22 protein-coding genes are annotated in these 23,005 nt (G+C 70.8%); 6 read left to right on the top strand and 16 right to left on the bottom strand.

Annotated features, from left to right (window positions below):
* The first annotated feature begins 138 nt into the window (after nucleotides 1-138).
* The gene (locus VFW71_02590; protein ID HEU5001652.1) at nucleotides 139-1,155 is read left to right on the top strand and encodes a plastocyanin/azurin family copper-binding protein; all 1,017 of its coding nucleotides are present in this window, start codon (nucleotides 139-141) and stop codon (nucleotides 1,153-1,155) included.
* Nucleotides 1,156-1,512: 357 nt separating this feature from the next.
* On the opposite strand, the gene VFW71_02585 is transcribed toward VFW71_02590, so the two are convergent.
* A complete protein-coding gene (locus tag VFW71_02585) occupies nucleotides 1,513-1,896 on the bottom strand; it encodes a hypothetical protein (protein HEU5001651.1) in 384 nt (127 codons plus the stop codon).
* Nucleotides 1,897-2,042: 146 nt separating this feature from the next.
* Between VFW71_02585 and VFW71_02580 the strand changes: the two genes are divergently transcribed.
* Complete coding sequence (locus tag VFW71_02580; protein HEU5001650.1) at nucleotides 2,043-2,228, top strand: hypothetical protein; 186 nt, start codon at nucleotides 2,043-2,045, stop codon at nucleotides 2,226-2,228.
* Nucleotide 2,229: 1 nt separating this feature from the next.
* Here VFW71_02580 and VFW71_02575 read toward each other — a convergent pair whose 3' ends face one another.
* The gene (locus VFW71_02575) at nucleotides 2,230-3,288 is read right to left on the bottom strand and encodes a hypothetical protein (GenBank protein HEU5001649.1); all 1,059 of its coding nucleotides are present in this window, start codon (nucleotides 3,286-3,288) and stop codon (nucleotides 2,230-2,232) included.
* 618 nt (nucleotides 3,289-3,906) lie between these two features.
* Nucleotides 3,907-5,967 (bottom strand): DUF11 domain-containing protein, encoded by a 2,061-nt coding sequence (locus VFW71_02570; protein HEU5001648.1) that lies wholly within the window; start codon nucleotides 5,965-5,967, stop codon nucleotides 3,907-3,909.
* A gap of 504 nt (nucleotides 5,968-6,471) precedes the next feature.
* Here VFW71_02570 and ligD point away from each other — a divergent pair.
* From ligD to VFW71_02555, 3 genes are all read left to right on the top strand, one after another.
* The gene (gene ligD, locus VFW71_02565) at nucleotides 6,472-7,449 is read left to right on the top strand and encodes a non-homologous end-joining DNA ligase (protein ID HEU5001647.1); all 978 of its coding nucleotides are present in this window, start codon (nucleotides 6,472-6,474) and stop codon (nucleotides 7,447-7,449) included.
* Nucleotides 7,450-7,881: 432 nt separating this feature from the next.
* Entirely contained in the window at nucleotides 7,882-8,655 is a 774-nt protein-coding gene (locus tag VFW71_02560; protein HEU5001646.1) for a PhzF family phenazine biosynthesis protein, read from the top strand.
* Between the two features lie 526 nt (nucleotides 8,656-9,181).
* Nucleotides 9,182-11,425 (top strand): cation:proton antiporter, encoded by a 2,244-nt coding sequence (locus VFW71_02555; protein HEU5001645.1) that lies wholly within the window; start codon nucleotides 9,182-9,184, stop codon nucleotides 11,423-11,425.
* 6 nt (nucleotides 11,426-11,431) lie between these two features.
* On the opposite strand, the gene VFW71_02550 is transcribed toward VFW71_02555, so the two are convergent.
* From VFW71_02550 to VFW71_02520, 7 genes are all read right to left on the bottom strand, one after another.
* Entirely contained in the window at nucleotides 11,432-11,992 is a 561-nt protein-coding gene (locus VFW71_02550; protein HEU5001644.1) for an iron transporter, read from the bottom strand.
* A gap of 718 nt (nucleotides 11,993-12,710) precedes the next feature.
* Nucleotides 12,711-13,088 carry a ChaB family protein gene (locus VFW71_02545; protein HEU5001643.1) on the bottom strand — a complete coding sequence of 126 codons (378 nt, stop codon included), beginning with the start codon at nucleotides 13,086-13,088 and terminating at the stop codon, nucleotides 12,711-12,713.
* 29 nt (nucleotides 13,089-13,117) lie between these two features.
* On the bottom strand, nucleotides 13,118-14,944 hold the full coding sequence (locus VFW71_02540) for an SARP family transcriptional regulator (protein ID HEU5001642.1): 1,827 nt from the start codon (nucleotides 14,942-14,944) through the stop codon (nucleotides 13,118-13,120).
* Nucleotides 14,945-14,977: 33 nt separating this feature from the next.
* Complete coding sequence (locus VFW71_02535; protein ID HEU5001641.1) at nucleotides 14,978-15,280, bottom strand: antibiotic biosynthesis monooxygenase; 303 nt, start codon at nucleotides 15,278-15,280, stop codon at nucleotides 14,978-14,980.
* A 61-nt stretch (nucleotides 15,281-15,341) separates the two neighbouring features.
* Nucleotides 15,342-16,484: a methyltransferase domain-containing protein gene (locus tag VFW71_02530; GenBank protein HEU5001640.1), complete on the bottom strand. Its 1,143-nt coding sequence runs from the start codon at nucleotides 16,482-16,484 to the stop codon at nucleotides 15,342-15,344.
* 164 nt (nucleotides 16,485-16,648) lie between these two features.
* A complete protein-coding gene (locus VFW71_02525) occupies nucleotides 16,649-17,656 on the bottom strand; it encodes a hypothetical protein (GenBank protein HEU5001639.1) in 1,008 nt (335 codons plus the stop codon).
* Nucleotides 17,653-18,165, bottom strand: a complete 513-nt coding sequence (locus VFW71_02520) for a SigE family RNA polymerase sigma factor (protein HEU5001638.1) — start codon at nucleotides 18,163-18,165, stop codon at nucleotides 17,653-17,655. The genes VFW71_02525 and VFW71_02520 overlap by 4 nt, the downstream gene beginning before the upstream one ends.
* A gap of 122 nt (nucleotides 18,166-18,287) precedes the next feature.
* Between VFW71_02520 and VFW71_02515 the strand changes: the two genes are divergently transcribed.
* Nucleotides 18,288-18,932: an alpha-ketoglutarate-dependent dioxygenase AlkB gene (locus VFW71_02515; GenBank protein HEU5001637.1), complete on the top strand. Its 645-nt coding sequence runs from the start codon at nucleotides 18,288-18,290 to the stop codon at nucleotides 18,930-18,932.
* Nucleotides 18,933-19,227: 295 nt separating this feature from the next.
* On the opposite strand, the gene VFW71_02510 is transcribed toward VFW71_02515, so the two are convergent.
* The 6 genes from VFW71_02510 to VFW71_02485 all read right to left on the bottom strand — a co-directional run bounded on the left by VFW71_02510 (nucleotide 19,228) and on the right by VFW71_02485 (nucleotide 22,950).
* Nucleotides 19,228-19,632 carry a DUF4332 domain-containing protein gene (locus VFW71_02510; protein HEU5001636.1) on the bottom strand — a complete coding sequence of 135 codons (405 nt, stop codon included), beginning with the start codon at nucleotides 19,630-19,632 and terminating at the stop codon, nucleotides 19,228-19,230.
* Between the two features lie 115 nt (nucleotides 19,633-19,747).
* Complete coding sequence (locus tag VFW71_02505) at nucleotides 19,748-20,503, bottom strand: DUF2071 domain-containing protein (protein ID HEU5001635.1); 756 nt, start codon at nucleotides 20,501-20,503, stop codon at nucleotides 19,748-19,750.
* A complete protein-coding gene (locus VFW71_02500) occupies nucleotides 20,503-20,826 on the bottom strand; it encodes a metalloregulator ArsR/SmtB family transcription factor (protein HEU5001634.1) in 324 nt (107 codons plus the stop codon). The genes VFW71_02505 and VFW71_02500 overlap by 1 nt, the downstream gene beginning before the upstream one ends.
* A gap of 79 nt (nucleotides 20,827-20,905) precedes the next feature.
* Nucleotides 20,906-21,334, bottom strand: coding sequence for a nitroreductase family deazaflavin-dependent oxidoreductase (locus VFW71_02495; GenBank protein ID HEU5001633.1), 429 nt, complete (start codon nucleotides 21,332-21,334; stop codon nucleotides 20,906-20,908).
* A gap of 134 nt (nucleotides 21,335-21,468) precedes the next feature.
* Nucleotides 21,469-22,005 carry a cupin domain-containing protein gene (locus VFW71_02490; GenBank protein HEU5001632.1) on the bottom strand — a complete coding sequence of 179 codons (537 nt, stop codon included), beginning with the start codon at nucleotides 22,003-22,005 and terminating at the stop codon, nucleotides 21,469-21,471.
* Nucleotides 22,006-22,050: 45 nt separating this feature from the next.
* Nucleotides 22,051-22,950 carry a GNAT family N-acetyltransferase gene (locus VFW71_02485; GenBank protein HEU5001631.1) on the bottom strand — a complete coding sequence of 300 codons (900 nt, stop codon included), beginning with the start codon at nucleotides 22,948-22,950 and terminating at the stop codon, nucleotides 22,051-22,053.
* Nucleotides 22,951-23,005: the final 55 nt, after the last annotated feature.

Here is a 23,005-nt window from a genome sequence, read left to right as displayed (position 1 = left end):
CACCGGCCCCCGATTCGGGCAGGATGTCCGGCGAGGCCGACCCCATCCGGGGCCTGGCCCGAGGGAAGAGCCGGAAAGGGGAGGTGGATGCCACGCGAGGAAGGACGCCCAAGGATCAGCCGAAGAGTAGGCGGGGGGATGGCGCTGGGGATGGTGGGTCTGTTGGCTCTGGCGGGGTGCTCGAGTAAGTCCAACACATCAACCGGGGCCACGACCCCGGCGCCGGCAACGTCGGCCAGCCCCACCGGGACCGCGGTGTCGCTGCGGGCGGGGCTCAACGACCCCACCAACAAGAACATCGCGATCCTGCAGTACCTGCCGGGGTCGGTCACCGTGACGGCCGGGACCACCGTCACTTGGCAGATCGCCGGGCCGGAGCCCCACTCGGTGACCTTCGAACCGAACAACGGCCCCGTGCCCGCCCCGGGCAGCAACCCGTCACTGTTCGCCCCCACCGGGACCGCGACCGTCCCGTATGACGGGACCACGCTGGTCAACAGCGGCCTGATACCCCAGGGGCCGCAGCCGGCCAGCTTCAGCCTGGCATTCAGCAAGCCGGGCACCTACGTGTACCACTGCGTGATCCACGCGCAGATGTCCGGGACGGTGACCGTCGTTCCGGCGGGCACCACGGCGGACACCCAGGCGGCCATCAGCGCCCGGGGCGACACCGAGCTTGCCCAGTGGCAGACCGAAGGTGAGGCGGCGGCCAAGACCTTCGCCAGCACGGCGGCCAAGTCCACCACCAATGCCAACGGGTCAAAGACCTGGACGGTGCTCATGGGCACCTCCACGGCGCACACCGACATCCTGGCGTTCAGCCCGGTGTCGAGCACCGTCAAGCCGGGCGACAAGGTGGTCTTCGAGAACGACTCCGCCGCGCCGCACACGGCCACCTTCGCCGGCAGTGGCACGATCCCGCAGGACCCGGAGAGCGTGACCGCCACGACAGCCGCCCCGGGCAAGTCCCCGCAGACGCTGAATGCGACGGGCTTCTTCAACACCGGGACGCTGCCGCCGAACGCCCCGCCGGGAGCCGGGCCGCCACTGGTGGCTCGCCAGTACACCTACACCGTGGCGACGGCCGGGACGTTCCCGTACGTCTGCATCTACCACGCCGGGAGCGGCATGGGGGGTGCCATCACGGCCAGCTAGCCGTTCGCAGGTCGCATGGAGGGGCGGGTGCCAGGTCTCGGCACCCGCCCCTCTCTCACGTCAGGATCCGTCTACTGACGTGCCTGCCGACGGCGCGGGCTGGGCTCGTGCCCCGCCCGCCATTGCACCGACCATTCCCCCGGAGGATGTCCCCGCTCGTCTCAGTTGACAAACTTACAGACGATGTTGAGTCGCTCCACGCCAGAATTAGGAGCCTCCTAATTGGGCACTTCCTGCTTATGGATGGTCAGATATACCCAAGGAGGACGAGGCAGGAGCCGCACCGTATCGAGGACCAGGCGGAGCGAAGCTAGGACGAGGACGTTGCATTCGGGTTCGCCGGAAGGGGACCTGTGCTCATTCCTCCTCGACGGCGGGTTCGGGATCGTGAGCCACGGCCCCTGGTGCCCGGTCCTGGATCCTCACGGCGGCCTCCTCCGGGGCGACGAAGGGGTCGTGACCGGGGGTGGCGTCACCGACGAGCTCCTCGTCGCCCTCCCCGGTGTCCTCGAGCGCCACGTAGTCCTCGTCGCCCAACCGGTCGGGGCGCTCTTCCGCCAGGCGTTGGTCGAGGGACTCGCCCTCCTCCGCCTCGTCGCCGGTGAGGCCGAACGACTCGCTGGCGAAGGGATGGTCGGCCTGCTCGATGGCAGCTTCCAGCTCGTCGCCGGGATCTTCCTCCGGGTCGCCCCCGCCCTGGCCGTCCCATGAGGGCAGGTCGTGGTCTCCTCGTGTGTGCATGGCCACTCTCCTCTCCACCGCGAGCATATCGCCGCATTCTGCGGCGCCCCGCCCCCACCTGGGGGGATCTCGCCAGCATGCGCCCGAAGGGGTTAAGCTGGGTCCTAGGTTGTGGGGGCCGACGGGGAGGGCGTGACGAGATGCCGGTGAGCAAGAAGCAGGAACCGCCACGGAAGTACCCGGTGCACATCCGGCACGACTCATCGTTCACCACGAACGCCCAGTGGCTCCAGGGCTCCATGGTCGCTCCCCGCTTCACGGGCACCTCGGGCGAGAACCTGTTCAGCTCGGTCCTTCCCGGCGAGTTGCGGGGCACCTCCAGCCCCCGCTAGATCACACCTCGGACTCGGTCCTCCAACCTCGGGCCGTCCGCACCACGCTTGCCTCGAGCGAGCCCAGCGCGTCCCTCCGCATCGTCACCTGCAGCTCCATCTCCAAGACATCCGCCCGGCCCGCCGACTCCACGAAGACCAGCGGGATGGGGCCGAGGTCCTGCTGGCGGATCGTCGGCGGCTCGTTGAAGGGCGGCAGGTCGGGCAGGCCGGCCAGGACCACCGCCTCGTCGATGGGCTGGAACTCCTCGTTCAGGTTCATGAGGCCGTCGTACTCGCCGAACAGGTCCCACATCGTCGACTCCAGTTCGGGCTCAGCGTCCTGGACGAAGCTGAGACCCAGGTCGTCGCGGGCCTCCCGCCGGTTGATCGGGTGCCCGTGGTAGAAGAGTTCGGAGGTCAGCCGGGTGATGATCTGCTGGATCTCGTGGTCGGCCAGCTGCGTCTTCTTGCGGGCCCGGAGCAGCTTCTCCCCCATCATCCGGGACTGCGACGTTGACCGCTTCACGTTGCCCAGCGCCAGAGGATGCACCTGCTGGGTGAGAGCGAGGAACGCCTGGACGAGCTCGTCCTCGTGACGCACCCCCACCTCGTCTTTGATGAGCGAGATGTAGGAGGTCACGTCCTCCACCGAGATGCCCAGCAGCTGGCCCTGGCTGCGGGGGTTGGGCGGGTTGAACTCGTTGGTGACCGTGGGGTCCGTCGGGCCGAGCATCCCCATGGCGTGCATGATCACCTCGTCGGCGCCCAGGGCGGTCAGCGTCGCGGCGCTGAAGGCCCGGTTGGGGACCAGCACCGAGAACTCGGAGCAGAACTCCCGCGCCAGGGTGACGAGGCGCCAGGGCACGACGCCGTCGCCCCCGTTCGAATGCAGGTAGAGGTCGATGTGGCGGTCCGCCCGGGCCGGGAGCGCCCGCAGGTGCTCGTGGATGAGCGGCATGACGTCGATGGCCATTGGGGCCTCGAGCCCGGGCCGGGTGGAGGTGATGTAGGCGATGACCTCCGACCCGCGCAGGGCGCCGATCTTGCGGAGAAGTCCGGCGCGAACGTCCCGTCCCATGCCTGGCTCCCCTGCTGCTCCGGTTGGTTGCCCGGGCTCTCGAGTTGGGTGCTGCGGTATCGGTTGGCGCGTTCGTGAGCCGGCGCACAATACCGCCCGTGCCGGCGTGGGGCCGTGGCCGGAGCGTCCCGGTGAAATTTTCGCGCTGTTGACGGCCGGCGCTGCCGGGCGCATACTGAACTCGCCCCGAGAGGCAGAGGGACTTCGGTCCCGAGGTTTCTCGGGGCACTTCATTTTCCGGCTCGACATCAGTCCCAGACCGTCGACCGCTGGCACCCCGGATCGCCTCAGCCCCAAGCTGTGCGAATTCTGTGAGTGCCTGATGGTGCTATACGGAACTGGGCACCCACAGACTGGGCAGAAGCGCCCAGATCCAGCGCCCCGGCCGCGTCCCCGCCCGTGCTCGTGCCACCAACGGCGATTTTCGCCGTCGCCCCGGACTCGCCCTGGCGGATCAGGGCGATCGAGGCCATTCGCCTCCCTGGGGAACGCCTGTGAGTGTTGGGGGGCGCTCTACGCACCTGGGCACTCACAGACGTCGTCGACGGCCCCGCCCAGGCGCGATGAGGCCCGGTCGGAGCGGATCCGGCCGGGCCTCCCTGCGTTACGGGGCGAACCTCAGCGCCGTCTCTTCCCGAACCCGAAGCCGATCGACGTGGCCCAGTGGGCCCGGGTCGTGCGTGCGGCCGTGCCCACCCAGGGCGCCTTTGGCCCCGAGGGGCTCCCCGGCTCCGCGCCGGGCTGGCCCGTCGAGCCCACTCCGGCCGAGGTCTCGGCCACCAGGGGCTGGCGCTGCCGGGCGATGAGCAGTACCACCGTGCCGGCCAGCAGGAGCAGGGCCGCCAGGGCGAAGAGCAGCGGTGACGGGCCGCCGGTGAACGGCAGGACCTCGCCGAGGGCCGGCCGGGTGAGCGATTCGCCCAGCACCTGGGTGCCCGGGGTGCCCGGGTCACCGGTGGCGGGGAGCACCTGGCCCGGCAGCAGCGAGTGCGTGACCGCCGTCGCGGTGACCGGATCGTCGTTGGTCGCTGAGGCGGTGGCCAGGTTGGTCAGGGTCAGGCCGACGGTCGATGGCGTCGCAGTGGCGACGTGCACGGTCGCCGTCGCGCCGGACGCCAGGTCGCCGAGGGCGCACGACAGCGTCTGGGTCGACGACGCTCCGGTCACCGTGCACGTGCCCGGGCCGCTGTAGGCCGGGCTGATCGACCACGACGCCCCGTCGAATGCGGGCAGGGGATCTGCGAGCGTGGCGCCGGTGGCGGCATCGCTCCCGGTGTTGCCAACCGTGATGGTGAAGCCCACCGGGCTGCCGGCGGTCGTGGTGACGGCGTCAGCCACCTTGGTGATCGTCAGGTGCGCCGTCGTGGTCCCGGTGTGGGCCATGGACGAAACCGGGTCATTGTTGGTGGCCGAGGCGGTCGCCACATTGGTGAGCGCGATGGTCGGTGTGGCGGGGGTCGGGGCGGAGACGTGCACCGTTGCGGTGACGCCCGGCGCCAGGTTGCCGAGGGCGCACGTGAGGTGCTGGTTCGGCGCCGAGCCGGACAGCGAGCAGGTGCCCGGGCCACCATAGGCCGGGCTGATCGACCAGGCCCCGGTGCCGGTGGCGGGCAGCGGGTCGCTCACGGTGACGGCGAGCGCCACGCCCGGACCCGGGTTGCCGACGGTGATCGTGAAGCCCACCAGGCTCCCCGCCGGGGCGAGGGCGGCATCGGCGGTCTTGGCGATCGTCAGGTCGGGCGCCGCCGGATCGACCACGGTCTGGGCGGTCGAGCAGTGGCCCGCAGACTCGGCCTGGGGCTGGTCCTCGCCGGCGTTGTCCTCGCCGAGGTCGAACGACGCGCAGGCCTCATTGGTCAGCGTGAGCGGTGCCAGGGCGGCGGTGGTCCCGGCGACGGTCGATGAGTGCACGTGGACCGACACCGAGGTGCCGTTGAGGTCCCCGATGGAGCAGGACAGGGTCTGGCTCGGGGGCGTACCCGTGATGGTGCAGGTCCCCTGCCCGCTGTAGGCCGGGCTGATCGACCAGTCGAGGCCGTCGCCCGAGGGCAGTGGGTCGTTGATCGACACGTCATTGGCGAAACCACTCGCGCCGGTGGCAGCGGTGATGGTGAACCCGACCGCAGCGCCCGAGGTCACCGAGGCGGCGTCGGCAGTCTTGGTGACGGTCAGCGACGGGCTGGGCGACGCCTCGCTGCCGTTGACCCAGAAGGTCTTGGTCTTCGTGTCGCCGGGCTTGGTCGCTGCGGTGGCGACCGAGGGCGTGGCCCCGCTCTGGAAGAGGGTGATCTTGAAGTGGTAACCCTGGTTCGGGTTGGCCACGGCGCTGTCCTGGGCAATGGCGTCGGCCACCAGGGCGGCACCGTCGAGCTGGGTGATGACGTCGGTCCCATTGGCGGTGGCCCAGAACAGGCCGCTCCAGATGGTCTTGCCCGAGCCCGTCCCGGGGATCGAGGCGATGTCGAAGGTCCCCGAGCTCGTCGTGAGGTCGGAGCCGTGGAGGTAGATGGTGGTGTTGGCGAGGTGCGGCTCGTGGGCGTGGCCCGCACCGGAGGCCGTGGAGTTGGTAAGCCAGACGTCGCTGGCGTTGGCGGCGGTGCCCGGGGTTACGAAGAACGCCAGCAAGGCGGCAGTCACCGCACTGACTGCGACCAAGCTCCAAAGACGGTGTCTGTCCATGCCGCATTCCTTCCTCAATCAGTGCTGCCCTGCCAGCCATTGCCCCCCGGCTGTCCCGGTTGGTAGCACAAACTATGGCACGTAAATCTCTAGAAGTTGAGTGGCTATTAGGCCTATTTTTTATGGTCCACACGGCATCACCCGAGGCCTCGACTTATCTAGTTCAATAGTGCGGTTGGGCTACTGGATGGGGCCGAAACTGGCTAGCTCGGGCGAGATTTGCCGCCCCCCGGGGAGAGGCCGGCGGGTGGGTGCCGGGCGCCCAGAGGGATAAATGAGCCCGATTCAACGCCGAGAGTAATGGCGGAGCGCCGCTTGACCATCCCCCGGCATGACCCGAGTGGGCCACCCCGGCGCGCAGGCCGGGGTGCAGAGAGATCCGTGGCAGAAAATGGTGGCCAGTTGCCGTCTGGCGGGGCATGCCCGACGGCGGGTACACCGGCCTCCATGGCGCTGGCCTAGGCGCAGCGGCGGTCGGGGCGTAGCCTAAGACGGGAGCCAGCGATGGAAGATGAGAACCAGGCGGAGCACAAAGCCGCCAAAGCGCACGGCGGTCGGGGGGGCGAGACGATCGAGATCCCGGCGGGCGGGCGCGCAGTACCGGTGTCCCGTCCGGGCAAGGTGCTGTTCCCGGAGGACGGCATCACCAAGCGGGATCTGGCGGAGTATTACGCCGCCGTGGCCGAGCTCATGGTGCCGTACCTGACTGGCCGGCCCATCGCCATGGAGCGCTTCCCGGACGGTCTGGGCGGCCAGCGCTTCTACCAGAAGAAGCTCCCCTCCTCGGCACCTGAGTGGGTGCACCGGGCGGTGGTGAGCAAGAAGGGCGGCGAGCTCACCCAGGCGATCGGGGCCGACGCCGCCACTCTGGTGTGGCTGGCCGACCAGGCGTGCATCACGCCCCACATCTGGCTGTCCCGCATCGACGAGCCCATGAATCCTGACCTGCTGATCTTCGATCTCGACCCGCCCGGCTACGACGCCTTCGGCGAGGCACAACGGGTGGCGCTGGCGGTGCGGGACCTGCTCAGCGACCTCACGCTCAGCTGCGTCGCCAAGACCACGGGCGGCAAGGGCATCCACGTCGTCGTCCCCCTGGACCGCTCCGCCGACTACGGGGCGGTCCGGGCCTTCGCCGATACCGCCGGGCAGGTCCTCGCCGGGCGCGACCCGGAGCGCCTGACCACCGAGTTTCGCAAGGAGCAGCGCCAGGGCCGGCTCTTCATGGACACCACCCGCAACGCCTACGCCCAGCACGTGGTGGCGCCCTACGCCGTCCGTGCCCGGCCGGGTGCCCCGGTGGCGACGCCACTCACGTGGGAGGAGGTCGAGGACCGGCGCCTCCGGCCGGAGCACTTCACGCTCCGGTCGGTGCCGGAGCGGGTTGCCCGGGGCGAACCTGCCTGGCCGGCCCTCACGGGGCAGTCGCTCAGGGGGCCGGCGAACCTGCTGGCGGCGCTCGCCAGCGCGGAGGCCGGGTAGGGCCGGCGGCCGGGTGGGGCCGGGGAGGCCGGCGGCCGGGGAGGCCGGCGGCCGCCCTCAGGGTGACTGGTAGGGACTCAAGTCGCAGATGCGCACCAGAGCCAGACCATCGAGCGGGAAGTCGTGGCCTTCGAGGATCAGCGTGTAGTCACCGATCTGCGCCCGGCCCACCCAGCGGGCCCCCGCCGCGGCGGAGACTACGTCCAGATCAACCGGATCTTTTGTGCATGGCAGAACAGGATTATCATGTTCAGCCAGGCACAAATATCGGATCCCCGTCCGGCGGGACTGACTCCGGTCAGCACACAGCTACCCCAAAACCACGGCGATGGCAGTAGGCCCAGAAGGCCCCCGGAGCTGCATGCCCGGGGCCGTATCCCCCTGGCGGCGATCCTTGGCGGGTGGGGCCGACCCCGGCGGTATCCTCCGGCGATGCTTGAACTGGTCGTCGTCGATGCCTTCACCGACCGGCCATTCGCCGGCAACCCCGCCGCCATCGGAGTCGTCGACGCCTTCCCTGACGACGCCCGGATGCAGGCGGTCGCCCGGGAGATGAACCTCTCCGAGACGGCGTTCGTCGTGGCCCGGGGCAGCGGCGGCCACGACCTGCGGTGGTTCACGCCGACCACCGAGGTCGACCTGTGCGGGCATGCGACGCTGGCCTCGGCCCACGTGCTCGGCGGGTCGCCCTGGTTCCACACCCGCAGCGGGGTGCTGGCCTGCGAGGTGGGCGGCGACGGCTGGATCTGGATGGACTTCCCCGCCGATCCCCCGTCGCCCGAGCCGGGTCCCGGGCCCGCACCGGACCTCGACTTCGGCGCCGAGATCCGCTGGCGGGGGCGGGGGCGCTTCGATCACCTGATCGAGGTCGCCAGCGCCGAGGCGGTGCGCCGCTACCAGCCCGATATGGCCGCCCTGGCGGCGCTCGGGCTGCGCGGGGTCATCCTCACCGCCGCCGGCGACCGGCCCGGCATCGACTGCGTCAGCCGCGTGTTCGCCCCCAACGTCGGGGTCGCCGAGGACCCCGTCACCGGGTCGGCCCACTGCACCCTGGCGGCCTACTGGGGCGACCGTCTGGGCCGGGACGAGCTGACCGGCGAGCAGGCCTCCCCCCGGGGCGGGAGCGTGCGGATGCGCCGAGCCGGCGACCGGGTGCTGTTGGGCGGCCGGGCGGTCACGGTCTCCCGGGTGAGGTTCGAGGCCTGATCGACCCTCGCCCTCCCTGAGCCGGCTTCCCTTCCACAGGGCTACTCGGCGTCAGCGCCGCCCGAGGTGAACCGTTTAAGGGGACTTGAGGGGATGGTAAGGAGGGACCAACGTCCCTCGAAAAGTGACCTGCGATGATGTGGCGGCGGTCCGAGTCCGCTGAGGTCGGGGACATCTGTCCCGGGCAGTGGGACAAATGTCCCTCGAATGATGTCGCCAAGCTGGGCGGCGGCGCCCCTCGAGGCCTCCAGCGGCAAGGTGGTCCGCCACCGCCTGCACTGGAGAGTGGGGACCGGCAGTCCAACGAAGCGCTGCTCCCCACGTCCCCCCAACCGGTCGCCCCCGGCGCTTGACTATCTATAGGAGCACCTCATAGTCCCCCCGGCCGAGGCCCTGGGTGCGGTGGCGGGGTGCCTCCGCCCGCTACTGAGGCTGTAGCGAGGGTTCGGCAGCAGGCCCCGGCCCGCCCCGTTGGCCCCGGAAAACTCTGGTGGATTCTGCACTGCGGTAGGGAAGGATCACCCCAATGCAACACGTCAAGCCCTTGGGCGGCCATGAACTCCTCCTGCTGCTGGTGCAGTTCGGCCTGCTGCTGGGCGTCGCCCGCGCCCTCGGTGAGGGCGCCCGCCGGCTGCGCATGCCTTCGGTCGTGGGCGAGTTGCTGGCGGGCCTGGTCCTCGGCCCCTCGATCCTCGGGGCCCTCGCCCCCCGGGTCGAGACCACGCTGTTCCCGGGCACCGTGGAGCAGGTCCACCTCCTCGAGGTCATCTCCTGGGTGGGCGTCATCATGCTGCTCATCCTGACCGGCCTGGAGACCGACATCGGGCTCATCCTGCGCAAGGGCAAGGGTGCCCTGGCCATCTCCGCAGGGGGGATCCTGGTGCCGTTCGGGGCCGGCATCGCCCTGGCGTCGGCGCTATCCAGCCAGTACGTGGCGCACGCCCACCAGCGCGGGGTCTTCATGCTGTTCGTCGGCACGGCGATGAGCATCTCGGCGATCCCGGTCATCGCCAAGGTGCTGATGGACATGCAGATCATCCGCCGTGACGTGGCGCAGATCACGCTGGCAGCCGGCATGATCGACGACACCGTCGGCTGGATCCTGCTGTCGGTGGTCTCCGGCCTGGCCCTCAAGGGGGCCCTCAACCTGGGGACAGCGGCCCAGTCGATCCTGTCGGTGCTCCTGGTGTTCGTCCTCTCCCTCACGGTGGGCCGCCGGGTGGTGGCCATCATCATCCGGGCGGTGGACAACCACATCGGCGGGCCACTGGCCAAGATCACGAGCCTGGCCCTCATCGCCCTCGCCATGGCGTCGCTGACCCAGCTCCTCGGCCTCGAGGCGGTGCTCGGCGCCTTCCTGGCCGGCATCCTGGTGGGCCAGGTCAAGCGCTTCGACCACGAGGTGCGGGACACGTTCGGCACCGTGGCCCTGGGGATCTTCGCCCCCGTCTTCTTTGCCCTTTCCGGACTCCGGGTCGACCTGCGCGAGCTGGCGACGCCCTCGGTGCTGGCGGTGGGCCTACTGGTGCTGGCGGTGGCGATCCTGGGCAAGTTTATCGGCGTCTACGCCGGCGCCCGCCTGAGCCGGCTGAGCCACTGGGAGTCGCTCTCGCTCGGGGCGAGCATGAACGCCCGGGGGGCGATGGAGATCATCGTGGCCACCATCGGGCTCAGCCTCGGCGTGCTCACCTCCCGGATGTACTCGATCATTCTCCTGACCGCCATCGTGACCTCGCTGATGGCGCCGCCCCTGCTGCGCTGGGCGCTGGGGCATGTCGAGATGGGCGAGGAGGAGATCGAGCGCTTGAAGACCGAGAGCCTGCGCAAGGAGAGCTTCGTGGCCAACCTGCGGCGGGTCCTGCTGCCCATGACGGCGGATGCCAGCTGCGCGGTGGCGGCCGACCTGGTGCGCTCGATGATCGGCGACGAAGAGGTGGAGATCACCACCCTGCGCCTGGAGCCGGAGGAGCCCAGCGACGCGGACGAGGACCTGGAAGAGGAGCTGGTGGCACTGGAGCTGGCCGACCAGCCCAATACCCGGGCGCTGAAGCGCCGGACCCCGGACGGGGCGGCGGCCGCTGTGCTCGCCGAGGCGGAGAAGGGCTACGACCTGCTGGTGGTGGGGACCGACGCCCTGCTGTCCCGGGCCGCGGCCCGCGGGGAGGCGGCCGCCGTAGCCGACATCGATGACGAGGACGCCCCCCTGTTCAGCCCGTATGTCGACGAGCTCATCCAGAAGTCCCCCTGCCCGGTCTTCATCGTGAGCAGCCCCGACCGGGACTGGCCGGCCCCGAGCACGGGGAACCGCACCAACATCCTGCTCCCGGTGTGGGGCCACCACGGGGTGAGCCGGGGGGCCGAGGTCGCCTTCTCGATCGCACGGTCCCAGAAGGCGGTCGTGGACATCCTCCATCCGGTTGAAGGCTCCCGGTGGCGCCTCCTGCGCTCGGGGGGGACCAGCCGCCGGGCCGAGGCCATCGGACGCGACCTGGTCGCCAGGCTCGCCGAGTTCGCCGGCCGGGTCGGTGCCACCGTCGAGACCGAGGTGGCGGTGGCGGAAAACCCCGAGCGCAAGGTCGTGGAGGTGGCCCGGAAGCGGGCTGCCCTGATCGTGCTGGAGACGACCCGGGCACCGGTCAGCCGGCGGGCCTTCTTCGGCCACGACATCGATTACCTGCTCCAGCACGCCCCCTGCCCCGTGGCCCTCATCACCGTGCCCGAGGCGGGAGCGGTGCTCGCGGGCACCACGGCGGGGACCGGCGAGGCCTGACGCGCCCTACTTCTGGCCGGTGGCGATCTTCACCGCCGGGAACTCGAGCTCTTCGGTGCGGGCATAGCGGAGGCCGTTCTCCTTGTCGTGGCGGTGGAACGTCGGCGCCTCGATCCGCACCCGCAGGCGGTACTCGCCGTCCCCCGGGACCTGCCAGTTGCGGCCGTAGTGCATGAGCCAGGGATGCCAGATGAAGGGCTGCTGCCCGCTGGCCACCTCGGAGCCGTCCGCCGAGAACAGCGTGATGTGGACGTCCAGCCCGGGGATGAAACGGCCGTCAGCTTTGTCCCGCACCGCAATCTCCAAGTGGCAGTTCTCCCCGGGGCCGGGCTCGTGCCACTGCAGGCCGCTGCTGCCCGGCATGTACATGCCTTCGGCCTTCTCGACCGCGTAGGCGACGAGGTAGTCGCCGATGGCCTCCTCCTTGCCGTCGTGTGCCACGCGACGCACCATGTGCTCCAGGGCGACGGCATAGCTGTGGCCCTGCTTGTTGGCGAGGAGCAGCTCCTCGGTGTCGGCCTCGTCGCTGACCGTGCGCGGCGGCGTACGGGTCTCGGTGCCTGCCATGGGTGTGCTCCCTTCACTCGGTGTTCTTCCATAGGGATACTTGCCCTGCCCGCGTCCGCAGGAACCTCGCCCTGGCCCTCCCGGGCCCCGGCGGCCGCCTTCGGGGGGATGGCGCTGCCGGGCTCGATGGGCGTCGGGGTGGGCCGGACGGGGTACCCCAAAATGGCTCCCGAGGACCATTCACAGCGCTCGGGCGAGCCCGCATCATAGGATCCCCAGGCGTTGGAAGCGGGAGGATCTTCATGCAGGGCGTTTCTCCACCCCCCAGGCGACCCCCCAGGCGACAGTGGTCGATCGTGGGTGTGTGGAACAGGCCGCTGGTTCGTGGGTTCGCAGGCCTCGGGGCCGGCCTGGTCACGGTCTTGCTCCTGACGGCGGGCAGCCGAGCGTCAAGCCCGAGCGGCCCCAACACCCCGTGCTCCTCCCCGGCATCGCCCATGCAGGTAGGTGTCACCGGGAGCGCAGCCGTCTACGGGTGCGCCGTGGCTCCCGGTCCCGGCGCGCCCGGCCTGCCTCGCCGCACGGTGACCCAGCGCCAGCCGTAGGCGGGGTCCCGGCGGATGAATTGCCGACCGGAGCCTCGACACGCCTGGCCTCCGCACCGCTTGTCTCCTCCCGCCAGACCGCAGCGCACACCCGACCCTTCCTCCAGTAGGTCGGCAGGCCGTGGGGCAGCCTCGAGGGCGCGATATGACGAGAATTCAGTGCGGGCGGGTTTTCAGTCCTGCTTGCGGGCAATCGCCTGGCCCAGCTCCTGCTTGTTCATGGACGACCGGCCCCGGATGCCGAGGCGGGCGGCGCGATCGTAGAGCTCCTGGCGGGTGTGCCCTTTGACGTCGACCCCGCCGGCGGACTCGCCGCCGCTCCGGCCGCCGTGGGCCGCCCGCTCATCGGACGGGCCCCGGTGGTCCTTGGGCTCCCAATGGTCCCCGACCTTTTCGAAGCTGTGCTTCAGCGACGCGTAGGCGGTGCGGTGGGCGCGTTCCTCGGAGTCATATTCCTTGTGCGCCGCGTCGAGCGTCTCGGCGTAGGTCCGCTGGGCTTTGGCCGGTGACCGCTTGATGGTGCCCGGCAGGTCCTCTTTGGCGTTCGGCATTTCGCCCTCCTTTCGCCCACCTCCCTGTGTTATCCCCAATGTGGGGGTTGACCTCTCGCCTCCCCGGCGACCCGGGCGAGGTCCCGGTGCAGCGCGGGGTTGTCGACCCCGGCGGCCAGGAACACCGCAGCCCGCAATGCCGCAGGGTCACCCAGCCGGGCACGGTGCCCGTACGCCCGGGCGAGGAATTCGGTCATGCCGGTGCGGGAGGCGAGCGACGCCAGATCCTCGAGTGCCCGGCCGGGCACGCGCCCGGACTGGATGGCGGTGGCGCAGAGGGCGTCCAGGATGTAAGCCACGATCCACTGGTCGCTGTCCGGATGCCTGCCCGAACGGGCGTAGGCGTCCTCGAGGGCGGCGAGGGCGGTGTCGACGTCGCCCCGGCGGGCGGCGAGCAGGCCCATGCCCCGCAGGCTCAGGCCCTCCCAGCACGGGTCCTCGAGCTGGCAGGCGAGCGCGAAGGCCTGCTCGAAGTGGTGAGCGGCGAGGTCCAGGTCCCCGGAGACCAGGTGGAACTCCGCCAGGACCGCCTGGGGATAGGGCGTGAGCTTCACCATGCGCCCCGACTGGGACAGCGCCAGCGCCTCGTCCAGGACCACCCGGGCCGCGTCGAGCTCGCCCCGCATCAACCGGATGAGCCCGAGCTGGGCCCGGCAGGCGATCCTGACCTGCAGCTCCCCGTCGTTGTCCGCTTGGCGCAGACCCCGGGTGATGAGGTCGATGGCCTCGCCGTAGCGGCCCTGCGCCAGCCGGCAGGAGGCCAGCCCCATCCGGGCCCAGGCCCACAGCAGGTGGTCCGGCTCAAGGTGCTCGGTGGCCCGGCCGATCGCCGCCTCCGCCCGTTCGTAGCGGCCGGCGTTGCACTCCATCCATGCCAGCTCGCCGTGGGCGGCGGCCGCGGTGGCGGCCTCCCCGGCACCCCCCGCCAGGAGGATGCTGCGCTGCAGCGCCGTGGTGGCCTCCTCGTAGCGGCCGCGGGCGGCGTGCACCAGGGCGGACCCGTAGGCCAGCAGGGCACGGGCCTCAAGGTCGCCGGCGCCGGCCTCATGGCTCTCGGCGATCGCCCGCCGCAGGCAGGTCAGGCCGGCCTCGATCGCGCCCGCGTGGACGGCGGCCTCACCCGCCTCGAGCTGGGCCGACGCCCCAGCCCGGCCGCCGGTGGGGGCGGCGGTGCGGGCGAGCTCTTCGCCCGGATCGAGGGCGTGCATGACCGTTGCACCGGGGCTTGCGCCGAGCTCTCGGCGGAACAGCTCGATGCACGCCGCCCGCTGCCGGGCGGCAGCCTCCCGATCCCCGCCTGCGGCCAGGCTCCGGATCAGGAGGGCGTGGGCGGCCTCGGAGAACTGGTCCATCGCCAGCGAGCCGGCCGCCCCCCACTCCCCGGCGGCGAGGCGGGCATGGGCGGCCTCTCGGAGGAGGCCTTCGGCAATCGACTGCACGTGGCGGCGCTCGGAGAGCAGCCAGGCTTCGAAGGCGGGCGAAGCGGCGAAGGCCATCCCCTCGAGCAGGTCCTGGCCGAGCCCGGAGATCCGCACCATCTCGTGCCAGGTCCCCTGGGCGATGGCCCGGACGTCGATCCAGGTGCCGGGGGGCACATCGAGGCGGACCATCTCGCCCTTGAGCGCCGACGGGTCGCCGAGCAGCCGGCGGACCTCGGCGAGGTTCCAGCGCAGGGCACCGAGCGGGTCGTCGGCCTCGCCGAAGAGGAGCTGGGCGAGCTGCTCCCGGCTTACCGCCCGGCCGGTGCAGACCAGGAACGCCAGGAGCCCCCAGGCCTTCCGCCCCCGGACGGGATCGATCTGCTTCCCGTCGCGGGTGGCGGAGGGCCGGCCGAGCAGGTGGATGCTGAGGCCCACGGCGACCTCAGCGGTCCCCGGCGCGAGCGCCGGTCAGGCGCCCCCGGGCCCCAAGGTCGCGGCGTAGCGGATGTCGATCCATTCCGGCTCCCCCTCGAAGTATTGAAGCATCCGGCGGTACTGCGCATCCTGCTCGGGGGAGGCGGCGTTGGCGAGGTAGGAGGCCCGGTCCCGGAAGTGCACGATGAGCACCAGGGCCTCGGCGTCGGAGTCCTCCCAGGCGAGCTCCGAGAACAGGTACCCGTCGGGATGGGCGGCAGAATTCCGTGCGGCCTCGTCCTCGAACACGTGCCGCACCCCGGGCTTCACCCGGGCCCGCATGATGGTTCCGTACATTGCACTCCTCCTTCGGCGTCGGGGGCGGGGCCCCATCGATGGTTGGCGGATAGGGGGCCCGTCAGCCCTGCAGCAGATAGGTGCGGAAGAACCCGGCGTCCACGGGGAGGATCTCCATCCGCTGGAAGCCGGCCTCCTGGGCGTAGGCCCGGAAGGTGCCGGGGCGCATCACGGTGCCGGTGGCCGCCGAGGGGTGCGTCGCCCGGCCCGCCGGGAGGCAGACGAAGATGCTGGCGGCGTACATGAGGCGCTCGATCGGGTCCCCTTCGGTGGTGAAGGACTCGGCGACCTTGTCGTCCATGACCAGCACCCGGCCGTCGGGCCCGGCGAGGGCCCGCATCGCCCGCAGGGTCTCCACCGGCTGGGCGAGGTCGTGGATCACCTCGTAGGCGGCCACGAGGTCGAAGTCGCCCTGGGTGGTGAGGGTGGCGGCGTCCTGGAGCTGGAAGCGCACGCGGTCGGACACGCCGGCTTCGGCGGCGTTGTGCCGGGCCAGGTCGATCGTGGCCGGGTCGTCGTCGATGCCGAGCACCTGCACCCCGGGATAGGCGAGAGCGACGGCGATGGCCGACCACCCTCCGCCGCACCCGATGTCGGCCACCCTCGCCCCGGGCCGGGAGAGCCGCTCATGGACCTCGGGGATCGACGGCAGGATGCTCTGGCCCAGCTGGTTGAGGAACAGCGGGCGGTTGAGCTCGGCCTGGGCCTCCCGGAGGAGGGCGCCGTGCTGCGACCAGGCCACGCCGCCCCCGGTGCGGAAGGCGTCGAGGAGGGCGGGCAGCTGGGGCATGACCCCCACCAGCATCCGGGTCACCGGCGCCAGGTACGCCATCCCGTCGGCATTGAGGAGCACCTCGGCGTGGGCGGGGGGCAGGCGGAACACCCGCTCACCCGCGTCGTCGGCGGCGTCATCGACCTCCAGGATGCCGGTCACCGCCTGCTGCTCCAGCCACTCCCGGGTGTAGCGCTCGTCCAGATCGGCCCGCCGGGCGAGCTCGTCGCTGGTGGCCGGCCCGTCGTCGCCCAGCGCCCGGTAGAGGCCGAGTGTCTCACCGACGTATGCCGAAACGATGTCGGCCGCGCCCAGGAAAGCTTCCAGGATCCGCCCGGCGAAGGCCTCGATCTGCGTCCCGATGTCGTCCTCCGCCCCGGGCGTGGGCTGGGTCTCGGGCGGTGCTGCGATGGTGCTGCCGGCGGTGCTCATACGCTCCTCCTTGGTCTCGGGGATCCGGACGGGGCCTAGCTTCCGGGCGGGGCGTGTGAGCGGGCGTGTGAGAACGAAACTGCTTTGAAGGTTTTGGGCTCGGGCCGCTTGATCGGTCTTGGGCTTCACCCTCGAGCCCTGAGCCGGTCCCCCCGGCGCCGGCCCTACCCGGCGGCCGGGTACGGGTCCGGCGGGATCGTCGCCGAGCCCGTCGCCGGCTGGTAGACCGCCGTCAGCGTGTCGTGGTTCACCGTCCAGACCTGGGCCAGGACCGCACCGCGGGCGGCGTCCTCGTAGGTGACCTCGGTGGCGGCGCGGGAGCCGCTCGGGTTGTGCACGACCGAGCCGGCCTGCACCCCGGCGCTGGCGTCGGTGCGGGTCATGGCGATCGCCGGGCGGCCGGCCGGGTCGGTGGCGTTGGGGTTCACGTTGACACCGGGTGTCTGGGCGAGCACCTGGTACAGCGCCGAGCGCAGGCCGGGCTGCACGAGGGGACTCCAGAGCAGGCTGTTCGCCTCTTCGTAGACGTAGTCGTCGTCGCTCAGGACCGGCTGGATCGCGGTGGGCACCGCCTTGCCGGCGCCAGTACCGGCCGCGGCCTGGGCGGCCTGCTGCTTGGCGACGGAGATCAGCCGGGCGCGCAGGGCGGCCGGGTCGGTGGGCAGGGCGGCGAACCAGGCCTCGCTCCGGGTCGGGTCCGGCCCCTCGGTCAGCACCGAAGGCGGCGTGGTGCAGCAGGTGTGCACGGTGCCCGACGCCGGCCTGCTCGCCGAGGTGTGCCGGTAGGTGGTCGATGCGCCGGTCTGGGTATCGATCACCGTGGTGCGCTCCGTCACGCCGGGCGCCCGGGAGTCGGTGTCGGTCTCGGGCAGGACGAGGTAGCGGCCCTGCAGCGCGGGCACCGCGGCGGACGTGGCGGCAAGGTGGTACAGCACCGCCGGTCCGGCGGCGGTCGTCGAGGGTGCCTGGTTGACGCTGCGACCGGGGGCGAAGACCGCCCCGGCCACGACGGCACCTGCCACTCCGGCGCCGGTCAGGGCCCGCACGATGGTCGACCGCCGGCGCAGGTGGCGGCCCCGGGCCTCGATGCGGGCGGGGTCGGGGGTGAAGGGCTGGCCGGCCACCAGGGCCTCCAGGGATGCGCACAGCAGCGTCTCGGTGTCGGTGCTCATCGGATGGCGTCCTCTCTGGTGAGGTAGGTCTTGAGGGTGGCGAGGGCACGGGAGGTCTGGCTCTTGACGGTGCCCTCACTGCAGTGCAGGACCGCCGCCGTCTCCCGTTCGGTCAGGCCGTCGAGATAGCGCAGGACCACGGTCGCCCGCTGGCGGGCGGGCAGGGCCAGGAGGGCCTGGAGGATGCCTGCCCGGGCGACGACGTCGTCGCTGGCATCCGGGGCGGCAGGGTCGAGGATGGGACGTTCGGAGCGGCTGTCGACGACGCCTGCCCGGTGGCGATGCCGGCGCCAGTGCCGGTGGGCCTCGTTGACGACCATGCGGCGCACGTAGGCCTCCGGGCTGTCCGCCCGCTCGACCCGCCCCCAGTGCCGGTAGGCCTTGGCCAGCGCCTCCTGGACCAGGTCGTGGGCCAGGTGCCAGTCGCCGCACAGCAGGTAGGCGCTGCGGTGCAGGGCGGCGGCCCGGGGCTCCACGAAGGCACGGAACTCGTCGTCGGGGCGGCTCAGGGGGTGGACCTCGGTGCTCGCATGTAGCAGTAGACACCCGCCCGGGGCAGGAAGGTTGTCGCCCCCTGAGGTTTTCCGTCGGAGTCGGTCGGGCCTCGAGGACGCCCCGGTACCGTGGATGCATGACTGATGCGCTGACCTGGCAGCCGACGCTGCTCGGATCGGGGCCCGAGCCGGACATCGACCACCGCTTCGCCGGGCTCACCCGCATGCAGCTGGACGAGCACTCCTGGCTGGACTACCTGCCGGGATGGGTGCGGGGCCAGGACAACCTGTTCGCCGACCTGGTAGAGGCGGCCGACTGGGCGCAGCGCAGCCGGCACATGTACGACAAGGTGGTGGCCGAGCCCCGGCTGACGTCCCACTGGCACGCCGCCGAGGGCCACCCGCTCCGGCCGGCGCTGCTCGAGGAGATGCGCACGGTCCTGTCCGCCCGCTACGGGGCGGCATTCGACTCGGTGGGCATGAACCTGTACCGGGATGGCAGCGACAGCGTCGCCTGGCACCGGGACCGCATCCCGAAGGAGATCCAGGACCCGCTGGTGGTGCTGGTCTCCCTCGGCGCCTACCGCAGATTCTCGGTGCGCCCCCATGGCGGCGGGGCGTCCCGCAGCTTGCACCTCGGTGGGGGCGACCTCCTCGTCACCGGCGGGCGCTTCCAGCGGGACTGGGACCACAGCGTCCCGAAGTCGGCCCGCCCGGTGGGGCCCCGGATCAGCATCGCCTTCCGGCACGGGGCCCGGCCCGCCCCGTACCGGGGCACCTAACGGGCGGAGTCCAGCGAAAACAGCCCCCTACGGCGCCAAGTTCAACGAGCTTGCCGACGGCAACGACTGGGTGTCCCCCGAACAGCTCCCGACCCTGGAACCGGTCCGCAGGCAGATCGTCCTCATCCGGCCCTGCCGGCGGCACTGGACGGCGCCTGGCAATCCGAGAATCGTGGGCTGGGAGGTCATGCCACAGCCCGGTACGGAACGGGTTGGCCGTCTCCGGCATCGGGCCGGCATCAAAGGCTGGCTGTTCGGCACGGCCGCCTGGGCTGGACGCCTGACCCTGGGAGCCTCAGTAGTGCACTGCTCTCGGCAGGCTCTTTGCCTCGGCGATCCAGGTCTCCACCTGGGACTCGGCGGGGACCCGCCGGACGAGGTTCTTCGCCTCGTTGACCGACTCCAACTTCGCCGCGAGGTTGGCGGCGTTGCGCTGGGCGAGCTCCGGCACCGTGTCGACGCCGGCCTCCTCGAGGAGATCGGCATACTCGGAGCCCACACCCTTGATCCGCATCAGGTCGGCGTGGTTGACCCACTCCAGGATCAGCTTGTCGGAGAGCTTCGCCTTGTCGGCAACTCCTTGGCGACCCCCTGGCGTGCCCCCCCGCTCCAAGAGCTCCTCAACACTGCCGACACCGGCCCCCTCCAGAGCTGCGGCGTACTTCGGTCCGATGCCCTCCACCTCCGCCAGCTTGGTCATCTCGCGCTCCCTTCTCTGGGACCTCCCACCTTAACCGGACATTTCCCGGAGGGAGGTTACGGCCGCATCCGCGCGTGCATGGTGCGCCCCCGGCCGACGTGGACGCCGGTGGGCCTCAGCAGGCCTCGCTGCAGCCTGCCGGGAAGGGTGCCTGGCAGGCAACTAGCTTGGGGCGGGGCTGCCAGGTCGTCGCCATGCCGCCCATCCAGAACGCGCTATCGGGGTGCGCCGAGCCCGGCGGGAAGGTCCGGGGGTCGTCGAACAGGCTGGATCTGAGCTCGTCGAGGGCGAGCGGCCCGAACTGCCAGGTATCGGTGGCCAGGCCGACGCCGTCGAACACGCCTTCGGTGGGGGTGGCGGCATAGCCGACCGGCGCCTCCTGGAAGAAGCGGGAGGCGGCGTCGAGATCAGCAAAGACGGAGCCGGCCATGATCCGGTCGCTGCGGTGGGCGGTGACGGTGACGTGGACCTCGCCGTCCTTGCTGTCGATCTGGATCCGGTAGCGGTCGGGGGACTCCTCGACCCGGAAGGCGGCAAGGTGCTGCCAGCCCGGGAAGGCGCGGCCCCCGAGGGCGGCGGCGAGACGCGACGAGGTGTCCCGGCGCGGGATGTAGACGCCGGTGACGGGACCTTCGGCGGTGTCCCACTCGACCGCCACCCGGTGGGCGGCGTTCTCGGTAGTGAGCCCGAGGGTTGCCCGGATCCCTCGAGGCCGGATGTGGCCCAGGCGGATCAGGCAGATGCCGGCCACGCCGTAGCCGTTGACCACCGCGGGCCGGAAGGGGTGGGGAAGCCAGGCGGCGAGGAGGCTGGGGTCCACCCGGTAGTTGACCAGGATGCGCCGCTGCATCGTCGCCTGGAGGGTAGGCATCACGACGGCTCGTCCGCACGCCGGGAGCGCCGGTGGCGGAAGACCACCTGTTCCGGGCAGACGCTGGACAGGAAGCCGCCGACGCAGAGCGCCAGGCGGTCCTTGGCCAGGGAGTACAGGATGCGGTTGGCATCCCGGCGCTCCCGGACCAGGCCGGCGGCCTTCAGCACCGAGAGATGGCGGGACACCGAGGGCGCCTTGATGGGAAACCGGGCCGCAATCTCGCCGGCGGCCAGCTCCCCCTCCCGGAGGTCCTGCAGGATCTGGCGCCGGGTAGGGTCGGCGAGGGCCCGGAACACGCTAGCCGCAGCGTCCTCTTCCATATAGCTATTTAGCCATATAGCTACGGATCCCGTCAAGCGGGCTCCGCCCGGCCGCCGGCCTCTGCGGTTGGTCCCTCCGCTAGCTGCGGGTGAGTTCGAGGACCGGGATGGTGCGGATGCCCTCCGTCTTCTTGGCGTAGTCGGCGAACTGCGGGTAGCGCCGGGCCTGCTCGGTGTAGATGCGATCGCGTTCCTCGCCGGCCAGGTCACGGACGGTGACGTGATAGGTGTCGGTTCCAAGCTCGACCGAGCCCTCACCGGCAGCCGTGAGGTTGCGGTACCAGTCGGGGTGGCTGGGTGCGCCCGCCTTGCTGGCGAACACGTAGATGACGTCGTCGTTGGTCTCGTCGGGCAGGTACATCATCGGATTGACCCGCTCCTGACCGGTCTTGCGGCCGTGATGGTGCACCAGCACAACGGGAGCCCCTTCGAAGGGCCCGCCGACGCGGCCCTCATTGGCGCGGAACTCCTCGATGATCTTGGTGTTCCAGTCGTTCGCATCTGCCATGTCTGCTCCTTGGGTCGTCGCCTATCCGCTCGAAGCCCGGATCGGCCGTCGGGTACCCAGGCAGGATAGGGCAGTGAGGGGTCCTGGGCTATCCCGGCGTCGCCCAGGGTGCGGGCTGATCAACCAGGGCCGGCTTACAGCGCCCCCGGCGACCGGGTACCCATAAGCCGTACGCCATGGCGTCCGCAGAGCTGCACCGCGAGCTCCGGCGCCAGCGTGATCCCGTAGGCATCCGCCAGCGCGTGAAGGACTTTCGGGTCGGGCGATCCTGCGGTTGCCAGCAGGTGCTCGAACATCGACCGCATGTAGTGCTCCACGCCGCCCGGCAGGCTGATCTCCAGGAGCCGGGCGGGCTGTGCGGTGGGATTCCAAAAGGCGTGCGGCAGCCCTCGAGGCTTGGTGACGTAGGACCCGGCCGGGCAGCGGAAGGTCTTCTCTCCCACCAACATGTCCACCGTGCCCTCCAAGATGAGCGAGATCTGATCCTCCCGGCTGTGCACGTGGGGCGGGATCAGCACACCCGGATCGACGGGGTGCTCGACGAGCGAAAGTCGCCCGCCAGCTTCGGCGGAGAAGAGCTTGAAGACGGTCCCGCTCCCGCCCGCCAGAAGGGCCAACCCCTCACCCGGTCCGACCACGGTTGGCGCCACTTCGTGTCCCAGCTGCAACATCAGCCCCACCCCCTCTCCCGTAGAGAACCGCCAGTGCAGGAATCGTCAGTAGCGGATCGAGGGGAGCCAGGCACCGGCCGGCTCCTGGTAGTGGCCGATGGTCATCAGGGTGCTCTGCTGCACGATGTGCAAGCCGTTGCCGAGGCACCAGCGCAGGAGCTCGGCGTTCCGGCTCGGCACCAGGATCCCCAAGCCGAGAATCGACGGGGCGGACCCGATGAGGGCCATCAGGTCGGCGTTCTCCCGACCGACCGCATGGAAGCCGTAGCCGAACCCGGTGGCATAGCCCGTCACCTCACCGGCTTTCTCGACGACAACCGCCATCCCCATGCCCGCAGCCTCACCCAGCTCAGCACCCCGGTCGTGGCCATGCACCGACGAGCAGATGGCGTTACAGACCGGCAGGTCGTCGGCGCTGGCCGGGCGCACGGAGCGGCCAGGGATCACAACTCCGAGCGGTGAGCCCGAAACGACCGACAATGGCTCGCGGACCACAAAACCGAGCTTGGCGTACAGGGCCAACGAGCGGTAGTGGTAGGCCGTCTGCACGAGCCGCACCGCCGCCGCCCCCTCCTGGATGTAGCCGTGCAGGAGCCACTGCATCATCGCCCGGCCAATGCCGGCGTCCTGAGCCTGGGGCGCGACGCACACCGGCCCAATCCCGATCACGGGATCCCGCCGGTCCGAGAAGGCGCAACCCACCAGAGCGCCCTCGGCTTCAGCAACGACACAGTCAATGCCTGCCTGGCCAAGCCACAGCGGGGCCATCATGGCGGCGAACTGCGATGTGACGGGCTCAGCCGGAAAATCGTGCCGGCTGGCGACGCTGGCAAAGGCCTCCCAGAAGATCCGCCCGCAGGCGTCAGCGTCCGCCGCCGTTCCCCGTCGTAGGTGCAGCCTGCCCGCCTCAGCCAGGCCACGAGTTGGCATCGCACCAGTCGTCACGTTCATTTGCTCCTCCCTTTCCGCTCCTCACGGGCCCATTCCGCCCTGACAGTCG

The sequence above is a fragment of the Actinomycetota bacterium genome, assembly GCA_035765775.1.
Taxonomy (GTDB): Bacteria; Actinomycetota; CADDZG01; order JAHWKV01; family JAOPZY01; genus DASTWV01.
Note: the sequence above shows the minus strand (reverse complement) of the source record. Positions and strands in the feature narration are given on the sequence as shown.

Bases quoted from the DNA above. Each gene is read 5' to 3' on its own strand.
- VFW71_02545 (HEU5001643.1), bottom strand. From the start codon at position 13,088: ATGCCGAACGCCAAAGAGGACCTGCCGGGCACCATCAAGCGGTCACCG.
- VFW71_02495 (HEU5001633.1), bottom strand. From the start codon at position 21,334: ATGGCAGATGCGAACGACTGGAACACCAAGATCATCGAGGAGTTCCGC.
- VFW71_02515 (HEU5001637.1), top strand. From the start codon at position 18,288: ATGACTGATGCGCTGACCTGGCAGCCGACGCTGCTCGGATCGGGGCCC.
- VFW71_02500 (HEU5001634.1), bottom strand. From the start codon at position 20,826: ATGGAAGAGGACGCTGCGGCTAGCGTGTTCCGGGCCCTCGCCGACCCT.
- VFW71_02555 (HEU5001645.1), top strand. From the start codon at position 9,182: ATGCAACACGTCAAGCCCTTGGGCGGCCATGAACTCCTCCTGCTGCTG.
- VFW71_02575 (HEU5001649.1), bottom strand. From the start codon at position 3,288: ATGGGACGGGACGTTCGCGCCGGACTTCTCCGCAAGATCGGCGCCCTG.
- VFW71_02510 (HEU5001636.1), bottom strand. From the start codon at position 19,632: ATGACCAAGCTGGCGGAGGTGGAGGGCATCGGACCGAAGTACGCCGCA.
- VFW71_02505 (HEU5001635.1), bottom strand. From the start codon at position 20,503: ATGCCTACCCTCCAGGCGACGATGCAGCGGCGCATCCTGGTCAACTAC.
- VFW71_02525 (HEU5001639.1), bottom strand. From the start codon at position 17,656: ATGAGCACCGACACCGAGACGCTGCTGTGCGCATCCCTGGAGGCCCTG.
- ligD (HEU5001647.1), top strand. From the start codon at position 6,472: ATGGAAGATGAGAACCAGGCGGAGCACAAAGCCGCCAAAGCGCACGGC.
- VFW71_02550 (HEU5001644.1), bottom strand. From the start codon at position 11,992: ATGGCAGGCACCGAGACCCGTACGCCGCCGCGCACGGTCAGCGACGAG.
- VFW71_02560 (HEU5001646.1), top strand. From the start codon at position 7,882: ATGCTTGAACTGGTCGTCGTCGATGCCTTCACCGACCGGCCATTCGCC.
- VFW71_02570 (HEU5001648.1), bottom strand. From the start codon at position 5,967: ATGGACAGACACCGTCTTTGGAGCTTGGTCGCAGTCAGTGCGGTGACT.
- VFW71_02530 (HEU5001640.1), bottom strand. From the start codon at position 16,484: ATGAGCACCGCCGGCAGCACCATCGCAGCACCGCCCGAGACCCAGCCC.
- VFW71_02535 (HEU5001641.1), bottom strand. From the start codon at position 15,280: ATGTACGGAACCATCATGCGGGCCCGGGTGAAGCCCGGGGTGCGGCAC.
- VFW71_02590 (HEU5001652.1), top strand. From the start codon at position 139: ATGGCGCTGGGGATGGTGGGTCTGTTGGCTCTGGCGGGGTGCTCGAGT.
- VFW71_02490 (HEU5001632.1), bottom strand. From the start codon at position 22,005: ATGTTGCAGCTGGGACACGAAGTGGCGCCAACCGTGGTCGGACCGGGT.
- VFW71_02585 (HEU5001651.1), bottom strand. From the start codon at position 1,896: ATGCACACACGAGGAGACCACGACCTGCCCTCATGGGACGGCCAGGGC.